Consider the following 9885-nt stretch of genomic DNA (forward strand, 5'->3'; position numbering starts at 1 on the left):
TCTAGCCGCCCTGAAAGCCGCCCTTGCGGTACGTCACCACCAGCGTGTCGCGCCAACCCAGGGCATCGGCGACCATCGGCTGGATCGGTGTGCTCTCGTGGATCACGCGCGCGTCATCGAGCAGCAGCAACGACCACGGTTCGCGCAAGGTGAAGCGCTGACCACTGGGGCCATTGGCTTCGAACACACGGCTCTCTCCGCCCTTGATGGCATGGCGCGCCACCATGAACACGGCCACGAGGTCCACACCGTCGCGGTGTGCGCCTTCGGGCGTGGGCCGGCCAATGCCGTCGGTGGTGTCGATGCGAAACGGGTGCGCTTCCACGAACCAGGGCTGCGCGCCCCGCAGGGCGCTGGCCGCGTCACCCAGGCGCGCGAGCAGGCGGCCCCAGGCCGGCTGCGCCACCACCTCGGGCTCCATAGGTTCGAACCAGCGCTGCATGCCGCCGTGCAGTGCGTTGTATTCGAGCGGCTGCCAGTGCGCGCGGTGCGGCACCTGCTCCACCTTTGGTCCGTCCACGACAAAGCAGCTGTGGCGCCGGCTGCGGTAGCGCCCGCCGTCCTTGAGGTAACCGTCCGCGGGCAACTGGTTCCAGCCTGCGTGCAGGGCGGCCAGTTCGGCCGGCGATGCGGCCAGCCACTCGGCCACGGAGGCCGCGCTCAGCAGGGCAAAGCCTTGGGATTGCAGGGTGCTGTTCACGGCGGACAGCGGTACGTAGGGGGGCTGGAATTCGCTGGTCATGGGCGGTCAGTGTAGCGGCGCGCATCGGGCCTACGGAACGCCAGGGCCAGGAAAAACCAGCCAGGTCAGCCGGGTGTTGGCGGCGCCGATTCGCGCCACAAGCGCACCGTGAGCCACCAGGCGAGCAGCGAATCAACGAGCGCCATCAGGCTCAACACAAGCCGCAGGCCACCGGGCGGATCGGTGATCTGCATGAACAGCACGATGCCCGATGAGAGCAGCTGCAGCGCGACCATGAGCCAGAACAGGCTGCGGCGTGGCTGCCACAGGCGGCGAAAAACCTCGGTGAAGGAATACATCTCGCTATTGTGCCGGCGCGATGCGGGCGCTGTCTTTGCGCCGCGACATCAAGCGCATGAGAACCGGCAGGAACAGCATCAACCCGGCGCTGAGCCAGAGCCCGATCGATATGGGACTGCCGACCAGAATGCCCGCGTCGCCGTTGCTGATCGACAGTGCCCGCCGCAGGTTCTGCTCCATCAAATCGCCGAGGACAAAGCCAAGGATCAGCGGCGCCATCGGCACACCCTGCTTGCGCAGCAGGTAGGCCGCAAAGCCGAGCGCGACCATGAGCATCAGGTCGAACGTGGTGGCATGCACCGCGTACACCCCCACGGCGCTGACCGCGAGGATGGCCGGCACGAGGAACCAGTTGGGCACGCGAAGGATGCGCGTGAAGAGTCCGACCATAGGGATGTTCATCACGAGCAGCATGGCGTTGGCCAGAAACAGCGAGGCGATCAGCCCCCACACCAGCGTGGGCTGCTGGGTGAACAGCGCCGGGCCTGGTGTGATGTTGTAGAGCGAGAGCGCGCCCACCATCACCGCCGTGGTGCCCGATCCCGGAATGCCGAGCGTGAGCATGGGCACGAAAGAGCCCGTGGCCGCCGAATTGTTGGCCGCCTCGGGCGCCGCCACGCCACGAATGTCGCCCTTGCCGAAGGTGCCGTCCCTGTCGGTCAGGCGCTTCTCCATCGAGTAGGCCATGGCGCTCGCGATGGTGGCACCGGCACCCGGCAGCACGCCCACCACGAAGCCCAGCACGCTCGAGCGCAACGTGCCCCACCAGGTGGCGGCCATCTCGCGCACGTTGAACAGCATGCGGCCAGTCCGGGTGATGGCGCCGGTGTTGCTGTGGTACTCCTGCAGCATGAGCAGGATCTCGCTGATGGAGAACACACCGATCACGACGACGACAAACTGAACGCCGTCGGACAGGTGGATGTCCCCCCCCGTGAAGCGGTACACGCCGGAATTCGAATCGAGCCCGACGCAGGACATGGCCAGACCGATCATGGCGGCCACACCGGCCTTGACCGGCGCATCCCCCATCAGGCCGGCGATGCAGGCAAATGCAAAACACATCAGCGCGAAGTACTCGGCGGGGCCGAACGACAGCGCCCATCGGGCCAGCAGCGGCGCCAGCAGGACGATGCCCAGCGTGGCGACCAGCGAGCCCACGAACGAACTCCAGGCCGAGATCGACAAGGCCACGCCACCCATGCCCTGGCGCGCCATCGGGTAGCCGTCGAGCGCCGTCATGATGGCGCCAGCGTCACCCGGCACGTTGAGCAGGATCGACGAAATGCGCCCACCGTATTCGCAGCCGATGTAGACCGCAGCCAGCAGGATCAGCGAGGTCTCTGGCGGCAGCTTCATGGCAAACGCCAATGGCATGAGGATGGCCACACCGTTGATGGGCCCGAGGCCGGGCAAGAGCCCGACGATGGTTCCAATGAACGAGCCCAGCGCGGCGATGACCAGGTTGACCGGGCTGAGCGCAACGCCGAACCCGTCCATCAGGTGTTTGAGAACGTCCATGTCAAAAGCCTCCGAGCCATGCGGCCAGCGGCCCGACGGGCAGCACCACGTCGAGCACCTTGTCGAACAACAGGAACAGCACCAGCCCCAGCGCCGCACCGCCCGCCAAGGTCTTGCGCCAAGTGCCGCCAAACGCCATGCCCACGGGCACGGTCATCAGCGCCGTGGCCAGCACGAAACCCACCGCCTGAAAAAGCGCGGCGTAGGCCATGATCGCGCCCGCGCACCACAAGGTGGGCATCCAGGGCACGCCATTGAACGTCTGCGCACCCAGTGTGGGGCGCAACACCAACCACAAGCCCGACAAGCCCAGCCCCACGGCCAGCAACAAGGGGAAGGCGCGTGGGCCCAGGGGTTCGTAGGAAAAGGCGGCGGTGTAGTTGCGCGCCACTGCCGCCATGGCAACGGACGCAACCACACACGCCGCGCCGAGTGCGCGGTCGCTCATGGCAGGCTCCAGACAAAAAAAGGGGACCACCAGCGCGTAGCGGTCGTGGGGCGAAGGAAAGGCGGCGGGGCCTTACTTGGCGGGCGTGGTGGCCAGCCCGAACTCGTCGGCGAGCTTGCGGTAGCCAGCCACCTGCTTCTTCACGTAAGCGTCCAGTTCGGCGCCTGTCATGGCGAGCGGGAACAGGCCACGCTCGGTGCGCAGCGCGTTGAAGGCGGGCGTGGCCATCATCCTGTTAAAGGTGTCGGCCCAGACCTTGTAGTCCGCCTCGCTGACCTTTGGGCCGAGGTAGAAGCCGCGGATGATCGGCCACTCCACATCGAAGCCTTGCTCGGCCGCGGTGGGAATGCCGGCCATGTCGCCCGTCAGGCGCTTGCTGTGCATCACGGCGAGCAGGCGCACCTTGGCGCCGGCCTTGATCTGCTGCTGGGCCTCGGCCGCGTCACCGGTGAACACGTGGATGTGCCCGCCTTGCAGCGCGGTGAGTGCTTCACCGCCGCCTTCGAATGCAACGTAACGCATGGACTTGGGGTTGACGCCACCGGCGCGCGCGGTCAACGCGGCTTTCATCCAGTCCTGGCTCCCCACCGTGCCACCCGCGCCCAGCACCACCTTGGTGGGATCGGCCTTCATGGCGGCCATGACATCCTTGAGGGATTTGAAAGGCGAGTTCTCGGCCACCACCACCGCGCCGTAGTCGGTGCCGATGGCGGAGAGCCAGCGCACGTCGTTCTCGGTGTAGCGGCCGAACTTGCCCTGGGCCAGGTTCAGCAGCGAGCCGCCGGAGAACGCAATGATGGCGTTGGCACTGTCAGGGCGTTGCGCAATCACCGTGTTGTAGGCCACGGCGCCAATACCGCCGGGCATGTAGGTCACGCGCATGGGGTCGGCGATGAACTTGCCGTCTGTCAGGGCGCTTTGCACCAGCTTGCAGGTGAGGTCAAAGCCGCCGCCGGGTTTGGCGGGCGCGATGCATTCGGTTTTTTCCAGGGGGCCGGCGGCGTGCACCGCGAGTGCGCCGGTGGACAACACGATGGCCAGAAGGCCGGGTACGAATTTCATGACGGTGTCTCCTCTTTGTGGCTGCGGAATGCCCGCGCAGGTTCGGCGTGGCAGGCCACTGTAGAAAAAGCGCACTGTCAAAACGCTTTCAACGCGGCGGGGAATATGCGCGGGTTAACCCTCAACACCGGCAGACAGATCCATCACGACGACCAGGCCCCGGCCCTGCGGTCCGGTGTCCACCCGCAAGCTGCCGCCATGCCGCAGTGCCACGGAACGCGCAATCGACAGGCCGAGCCCGGAGCCGGGCACCTGCCTTGCGCTGCCGCGAAAAAAACGCTCGCCTGCCCGTTGCAATTCCTCCAGCGGCATACCCGGCCCACCGTCTGTCACGCTGAAGCGCACGTGCCCGCCCCCGCTAGCGAGGGCCAGTGTGACGTGGCCGCCCTTTCCACCATGGTGAATGGCGTTGTGCAGCAGGTTGGACAAGGCCTCGTTCAACAGCGCGGACTCGCCATGGAACGGCAGCCGGGCCATGGGCGCATGCAGTCCCAGATCCACACCCTGCTGCCGTGCGACGGGCCACCAGCGGCGCATCAGACCTTCCGCCATCACCACAGCGTCCAGCGCCTCGGGTGTCGGCGGCGCGCTGTCGGCCTTGGCCATGGCCAGCATCTGGTTGGTCTGGCGAATGGTCTCGTCCAGTTGATAACGAATGTCTTCCATCACCGTGCGCAGCGCGGTCGGATCGTCCTCGCGCAGCGCATAGGCGACCTGCGTCGCCAACGTGGTCAGCGGCGTGCGCAACTGGTGCGACGCGTCGTCGACAAAACGCCGCTGCTGTTCGCTTTGCGCCCGATTGCGCGCTACGTGGTGGTTGATCGCCCCCACCAGCGGCAGCAGTTCGGCGGGCACATCGTCGCTCGCAATCGGTGTGAGGTCTTGCGGCGAACGCGACTCCACATCCTGCCGCAGCCTCGCCAGCGGCCGCATCGCCCAGGCAATGGTCAGGCCGAACAACGCGCTCGCGACCACCACCAGGAAGAAGTCGCGCGCGCCCGATTGCAGCACCAGGCTTTGTCGAAAGTCGTTGCGCGCTTCCAGCGTTTCGGCCACCTGGATCACCACGCGCTGCGAGCCTGGAGCGCCGGCCAGTGGCGGGGACAGCTCGCGCGCATAACTGCCCACGCGCACGGCCTCGCCGAAGTACGCTCCATCGTAGAACTGCGGCACACCGGTCTTCAGGGACTCGGGCGGCAAAGGCAGCCCCGGGCTGCCGATTTCCACCAGACCATCTTCCGTGGCGACCCGGTAATAGACCTTGCCGTTGGCCGTGAGCTCGAAGAACTCCAGCATGCGGTAGGGCAGCTCCACCCCCAGCCCGCCACTGGCGGTCGAAATGCTCGAGTCGATCGACTTGACGGCGCCCAGCAAGGAACGGTCGTAGGCCGCATCGGCAGCGTCGCTGGCGGTGCGCCAGGCCAGCCAGAGCTCGGCCGAGAACACCAGCAGCATGCCCGGGATCAGCACGGCGAGCAGCGCGCGCCGGATGCTCGAGCGCAACCAGCGCAGGGGGGTCATGGTGGGCATTCCAGCAGGTAGCCCATGCCACGCAAGGTGGTGATGCGCACCGGCGAGGCTTCCAGCCGCTTGCGCAGCCGATGCACCAACACTTCAATGGCTTCGGGGTGCACATCGCTCTCGTCGGAGAACACCCGTTCCACCAGCTCCCGCTTGGACAGCGGCTCGCCGCTGTGCTGAATCAGCGCCCGCATCACCGCGTGCTCGCGGGGTGTGAACGTCAGCAGTTCCTGCTGCAACTTGAATTGCCGGCTGGCGCTGTCGTAGCTCAAGGGACCACATGCGAAACGGGCATGATCCACTCCGTGCGAACGCCGGATCAGCGCGGTCAGGCGGGCTTCGAGTTCCGCCAGCTCAAAGGGCTTGGCAAGAAAATCGTCGGCGCCGCCATGCAGACAACTCACCCGCTCCATCAGCGAATCGCGGGCCGTGAGGATCAGCACGGGAAGGCGCTGATCGGCCTCCCGCAGGTCGGCCAGCACGTCGTGGCCCTCGACGCCCGGCAGTCCGAGATCGAGGATGAGCGCGTCGTATCGGGTGGTCTTCAAGCTGCGCCGGACCATGCGCCCGTCGTTCACCCAATCGACCTGAAAGTCGTTCTGCCCCAACGCCTTGGTGAGCCAGTTGCCCAGATCGGCATCGTCTTCGGCGAGCAATATCCGCATGTTCAATGCCTCCTGCATGCGGTGCGGAGGATATCCCACCGTGGGCTGCGATCAGCCCTTCGCTTCCTGCTCCTGCAGCAAGCGCCACATCACCTTGCCGCTGCCGCTCTTGGGCAAGCTGGTGACGAACGCCACCTCGCGCGGGCACTTGTAGGCGGCCATGGTGTCGCGGCACCAGTCGATGATGTCCTGCTCGCTCGTGCTGCCGCGCGCCGACTCGCGCAGCACCACCACGGCCTTGACGCTTTCACCGCGGTACGCGTCCTGCGTGGCGATCACGCAGGCCTCGGCGATCGCGGGGTGCTTGAACATCAGCGCCTCCACCTCCGCCGGCCAGACCTTGAAGCCGCTGGCGTTGATCATGCGTTTGAGGCGATCGGTGATGAAGTAGTAGCCGTCCTCGTCCACCCGACCCAGGTCGCCGGAGCGGAAGAAGCGCTGGCCCTCGAACGTGATGAAGGCGGCTTCGGTGGCCTCCGGGCGCTTCCAGTAGCCGTCGAACACCTCGGGGCCGTGGACGATGATTTCACCGGCCTCGCCCTGCGGCATTTCCTGCAACGTGATCGGGTCCACCACGCGCGCCTCCGTCCCCATGAAGGGAATGCCCAGGCACTGCTGCTTGGGGTGCTCGCACGGATTGTTGTGCGAAGGCGCGGCGGTTTCGGTGAGGCCATAGCCCTCCGAATAACGCAGGCCATACAACTCGAACAGCCGCTGCGCCACCGCCTGCGGCATGGCCGCGCCACCACCGCCGATGTGCTCCAGGCTGGAGAGGTCGTACTGGTCGAAGAGCGGGCTGCTCAACAGGTCGATCACCATGGTCGGGATGTTGGTCCAGTGCGTGACGCGCCAGCGCGAAATAAGCCGGCCCGCGAGTTCGCGGTCCCAGCGCGGCATGACGACCATGGTCGCGCCCAGGTACACCGCCGCGTGCATGCCGGCCACCATGCCGGTGATGTGGAACATGGGCACCACCAGCAAACCCACGTTCTCCGACGTGCTGTGGATCCACAGGGCCGCCGCCACCGCGTTGTGCATGAGCGTGCGGTGCGGGTGCATGCAGCCCTTGGGCAGGCCGGTGGTGCCGCTGGTGTAGGGCAGCACGGCCAGGTCGTCCGGGCCGCGGTTGTGCGCGGGCGCGGTGCTGCCGCAGGCCAGCGCGTCGGCCCAGTCGCTCACCGTGCCACCGGGCAGTTCGGGCGTGGCGTGGCGCGCGCCCAGCCACCCGGCCCAGGCGGGCGGCACCTCGGCCTGCGGACCCATCTGGTCGCTGTAGTGCGACACCACGAGATGGCGCAGCCGATCGCCCTCGCGCACCGTGGCATTGGCCTTGAGCAGCTCGCCCGCCAGATCGGCCGCGGCGATCGCCACGCGCGCGTCCGGGTCGACGATGTAATGTTTGAGTTCCTCGGCCCGGTTCATGGGGTTGACCGGCACCACCACCGCATTGGCACGCAGGATGGCAAAGTGCGCCACCACCCATTGCGGGCAGTTCTGCATCAGCAGGATCACGCGGTCGCCATCCTGCACGCCCTGCTCGCGCAGGTGCGCCGCGAGGCGCTCGGCCTGCGCCAGCAACTCGCGGTAGGTGAGCACCTGGTCGAAGAACACCAGCGCGGGCTTGTCGGGGTAGCGCAGCGCGCTCACCTCCAGGTTGCGCCACAGCGACGTGGCCGGCGGCGTGATGCGCCGGGGCAGGCGCGCGGGCCAGAAGCGGAAATGCGCGTGCGGGTCGGGCATGCGCCCGCCCTCGGTGAGGCTGCTCATCGCTTGTCTCCATGCTTGGCTATTTGCAAACAAGCATACGGGTCGGCGCGATTTCTGTCGCAGCCAGTTTGTCGCACGTGAGACGCGGCTTGTAAAGCGCCCGACCACCCCGTAGGGTTGACTTGATCCGGTCATTCGACGCTGTCAGACTGCGCCCCATGACCGAACACACCTCGCAAGGCGTGCAACGCCTGACCTGGATCCGCTGGAGCTGCACCACCGCCCTGGGCCTCTCGCTGTGGTGCGCGGGCGCAGCGCTCGCGTTCGATGTGCAAGGCCACCGCGGCGCGCGCGGCCTGGCGCCGGAAAACACGCTGGCGGGCTTCGAACGCGCGCTGGCCATCGGTGTCACCACGCTCGAACTCGACGTGGTGCTCAGCGCCGAGGGCGTGCCGGTGATCTCGCACGACTTCGCACCCAACCCCGACATCACGCGCGACGCCAGCGGGCGCTGGCTGCAGACGCGTGGCAAACCCTTCAACCGCCTCACGCTGCCCGAAATCGCCGCCTGGGACGTGGGCCGCATCAACCCGGCCAGCGGCTACGCGCGCACCTTCAGCGAACAGGTCGCCAGCGACGGCCAGCACATCCCCACGCTCGCTGCCCTGTTCGACCAGGTGCGCCAGCTCCGCGCGCAGCATGTGCGGTTCAACATCGAACTCAAGATCCACCCCAGGCGGCCCGACGATTCGCCCTCGCCCGACGCCTTCGTGCGCGCCGTGCTCGACGTCATCCAGTCCCACGGCATGGCCACGCGCGTGAGCCTGCAGAGTTTCGACTGGCGCATCCAGAAGGCAGCGAGCCAGCTCGCGCCCGACCTGCCGCTGTCCTACCTGTCGGCCCAGCAGCCGAACTTCAACACGCTGCGCGGCGGCGAATGGACCAACGGCCTGCGCCTGACCGACTTCGAGGACGCACCGGCCATGGTGGCCGCCGCCGGCGGCAAGCTCTGGTCGCCCCACTTCAGCGACCTCGACCAGCGCGTGCTGCAACATGCGCGCGCGCTCGGCCTGCGCGTGATCCCCTGGACCGTGAACGACATGCAGGACATGGCGCGCCTGATCGACTGGGGCGTGGACGGCATCATCACCGACCGCCCGGATCAACTGCGCACGGTGATGCAGCGCCGCGGCATGGGCCTGCCGCCGCAAGTGGCCGCGCCCGTCGCCAAGGCCGCGGCCCCCGCCCCCGCGCCACAGGTGCCGCAATTCGGCGTTGCGCCGGAGTGACCCGGACCGCTTCGATCGCAGGTGCGGGAACTATTCGGCCGCACCCCGTATCATTCCAGCGCCATGCGCCATTGGATCCTCGCCCTCATGATCGCCCTGCTGCCCATCCGCAGCTGGATGGGCGACGCCATGGCGGTGGCGATGCTGCCGACCCCGGCGCACGGCATGGCGCACGTTGCAAACGCCGAGCCATCCCCTCACGCGGACCATGCCCAGCACGAGGCCATGGCCGAGCCGCAACAGGGCGACATGCACGACAACGCCATGCCAAGCGGTGGCGGCGAGCACACGCACAAGAGCTGTGAGGTCTGCAACGGCCCCGCCATGCCCTTCGCCGTGCCCGCCCTGCCCAGCCTGATGCCAACGCCCGGCAGGCTCACGCCCTCGGCCGAGCGCTTCGCCAGCGCCGAGCCGCACCAGGGCATCAAGCCACCCATTTCCTGAACGCACACACCCGAGGTGCGTCCGCCACCGCCCCATGAGGGCGCGCTGCGGGCGCTGGTTTGTGTTTTCAGGAGATTTCCATGACCTTCTTGAGGCGAATTTCGCCCTCCGCGCCCCTGCGCGCTTGCATCGGACTTTGGGCATTCGGTGCCCTCGGATGGGCATCGGCCCAGCCCCCATCCATTG

10 protein-coding genes are annotated in these 9885 nt (G+C 67.3%); 2 read left to right on the forward strand and 8 right to left on the reverse strand.

The annotated features are described in order from the left end of the window. Position 1: 1 nt before the first annotated feature. The 8 genes from FFS09_RS13215 to FFS09_RS13250 form a co-directional block, all read right to left on the reverse strand. On the reverse strand, positions 2–742 hold the full coding sequence (locus tag FFS09_RS13215; RefSeq protein ID WP_137919339.1) for a 2OG-Fe dioxygenase family protein: 741 nt from the start codon (positions 740–742) through the stop codon (positions 2–4). A 65-nt stretch (positions 743–807) separates the two neighbouring features. After that, entirely contained in the window at positions 808–1041 is a 234-nt protein-coding gene (locus tag FFS09_RS13220) for a hypothetical protein (RefSeq protein ID WP_137919340.1), read from the reverse strand. 4 nt (positions 1042–1045) lie between these two features. Further along, positions 1046–2563 carry a tripartite tricarboxylate transporter permease gene (locus FFS09_RS13225; protein ID WP_137919341.1) on the reverse strand — a complete coding sequence of 506 codons (1518 nt, stop codon included), beginning with the start codon at positions 2561–2563 and terminating at the stop codon, positions 1046–1048. A 1-nt stretch (position 2564) separates the two neighbouring features. Further along, a complete protein-coding gene (locus FFS09_RS13230; protein WP_137919342.1) occupies positions 2565–3011 on the reverse strand; it encodes a tripartite tricarboxylate transporter TctB family protein in 447 nt (148 codons plus the stop codon). A 72-nt stretch (positions 3012–3083) separates the two neighbouring features. After that, positions 3084–4073 carry a Bug family tripartite tricarboxylate transporter substrate binding protein gene (locus tag FFS09_RS13235; RefSeq protein WP_137919343.1) on the reverse strand — a complete coding sequence of 330 codons (990 nt, stop codon included), beginning with the start codon at positions 4071–4073 and terminating at the stop codon, positions 3084–3086. 114 nt (positions 4074–4187) lie between these two features. Further along, positions 4188–5594 carry a sensor histidine kinase gene (locus FFS09_RS13240; protein WP_171020005.1) on the reverse strand — a complete coding sequence of 469 codons (1407 nt, stop codon included), beginning with the start codon at positions 5592–5594 and terminating at the stop codon, positions 4188–4190. After that, positions 5591–6259 (reverse strand): response regulator, encoded by a 669-nt coding sequence (locus FFS09_RS13245; protein ID WP_137919345.1) that lies wholly within the window; start codon positions 6257–6259, stop codon positions 5591–5593. Before FFS09_RS13245 ends, FFS09_RS13240 begins: the two co-directional genes overlap by 4 nt. A gap of 51 nt (positions 6260–6310) precedes the next feature. Beyond that, a complete protein-coding gene (locus tag FFS09_RS13250; RefSeq protein ID WP_502703731.1) occupies positions 6311–8026 on the reverse strand; it encodes a long-chain fatty acid--CoA ligase in 1716 nt (571 codons plus the stop codon). 158 nt (positions 8027–8184) lie between these two features. On the opposite strand from FFS09_RS13250, the gene FFS09_RS13255 reads away from it, so the two are divergent. After that, positions 8185–9255 (forward strand): glycerophosphodiester phosphodiesterase, encoded by a 1071-nt coding sequence (locus FFS09_RS13255; protein WP_137919346.1) that lies wholly within the window; start codon positions 8185–8187, stop codon positions 9253–9255. Positions 9256–9318: 63 nt separating this feature from the next. After that, on the forward strand, positions 9319–9699 hold the full coding sequence (locus tag FFS09_RS13260; RefSeq protein WP_212745098.1) for a hypothetical protein: 381 nt from the start codon (positions 9319–9321) through the stop codon (positions 9697–9699). The last annotated feature ends 186 nt before the right edge of the window (positions 9700–9885 follow it).

Source organism: Hydrogenophaga sp. 2FB (assembly GCF_005503365.1).
Classification (GTDB): domain Bacteria; phylum Pseudomonadota; class Gammaproteobacteria; order Burkholderiales; family Burkholderiaceae_C; genus Hydrogenophaga.

Excerpts from the sequence above, each read along its gene's own strand:
- FFS09_RS13215 (WP_137919339.1), bottom strand. The coding sequence starts at position 742 with ATGACCAGCGAATTCCAGCCCCCCTACGTACCGCTGTCCGCCGTGAAC.
- FFS09_RS13220 (WP_137919340.1), bottom strand. The coding sequence starts at position 1,041 with ATGTATTCCTTCACCGAGGTTTTTCGCCGCCTGTGGCAGCCACGCCGC.
- FFS09_RS13225 (WP_137919341.1), bottom strand. The coding sequence starts at position 2,563 with ATGGACGTTCTCAAACACCTGATGGACGGGTTCGGCGTTGCGCTCAGC.
- FFS09_RS13230 (WP_137919342.1), bottom strand. The coding sequence starts at position 3,011 with ATGAGCGACCGCGCACTCGGCGCGGCGTGTGTGGTTGCGTCCGTTGCC.
- FFS09_RS13235 (WP_137919343.1), bottom strand. The coding sequence starts at position 4,073 with ATGAAATTCGTACCCGGCCTTCTGGCCATCGTGTTGTCCACCGGCGCA.
- FFS09_RS13240 (WP_171020005.1), bottom strand. The coding sequence starts at position 5,594 with ATGACCCCCCTGCGCTGGTTGCGCTCGAGCATCCGGCGCGCGCTGCTC.
- FFS09_RS13245 (WP_137919345.1), bottom strand. The coding sequence starts at position 6,259 with ATGCGGATATTGCTCGCCGAAGACGATGCCGATCTGGGCAACTGGCTC.
- FFS09_RS13250 (WP_502703731.1), bottom strand. The coding sequence starts at position 8,026 with ATGAGCAGCCTCACCGAGGGCGGGCGCATGCCCGACCCGCACGCGCAT.
- FFS09_RS13255 (WP_137919346.1), top strand. The coding sequence starts at position 8,185 with ATGACCGAACACACCTCGCAAGGCGTGCAACGCCTGACCTGGATCCGC.
- FFS09_RS13260 (WP_212745098.1), top strand. The coding sequence starts at position 9,319 with ATGCGCCATTGGATCCTCGCCCTCATGATCGCCCTGCTGCCCATCCGC.